Origin of the sequence: Adlercreutzia sp. DFI.6.23, from assembly GCF_024462535.1 — a bacterium.
Lineage (GTDB): Bacteria > Actinomycetota > Coriobacteriia > Coriobacteriales > Eggerthellaceae > Adlercreutzia > Adlercreutzia rubneri.
Genome location: NZ_JANGBP010000091.1, coordinates 1 through 436, shown reverse-complemented (window position 1 = coordinate 436; position 436 = coordinate 1). Strand labels below are relative to the sequence as shown.

Below are 436 nucleotides of genomic sequence, written 5' to 3'. Positions count from 1 at the left end.
GCCGATTCCAAGGAGTTCAAGGTCAACGACGACGTGACGGTACTCATCGCCCAGCGCGAGACGGTAGACCTGCCGACTGTGATGGCCCGCGAGGCGGAGATTCGCGATCACATAAAGAAGCTCGTGGAAGACAACGGCTACGAGTTCGCCCTGCTGCTCGTCACCGATTTTCTGGCCGAGGGCTCGCAGTTCATCGTGGAGGGCGATCCGGCCCGTGTGAACCGCGTCTTCGAGATCGAGTGCTGCGAGGGCGGCAACTGGATGCCCGGCGTGCTGTCCCGCAAGAAGCAGGTGGCGGCCCCCATTCTTGCCACGTAATAATTCCTTGAGGAATTATTACGCGACGCTGCGGGTCCGACAGGCACCTGGCCTTGCCCCTTGTTTTTGCCACGGCGCGGCACGAAGGCCGCTTGGGCAAAAGGCGGGGCAAATCCAG

Annotated in this window: 1 protein-coding gene; it reads left to right on the top strand. The window is 61.7% G+C overall.

The features are described 5' to 3' along the window. Nucleotides 1-318 (top strand): DHHA2 domain-containing protein (locus NE591_RS12485; protein ID WP_371130602.1); only part of this gene is annotated, 318 nt, incomplete at its 5' end. Nucleotides 319-436: the final 118 nt, after the last annotated feature.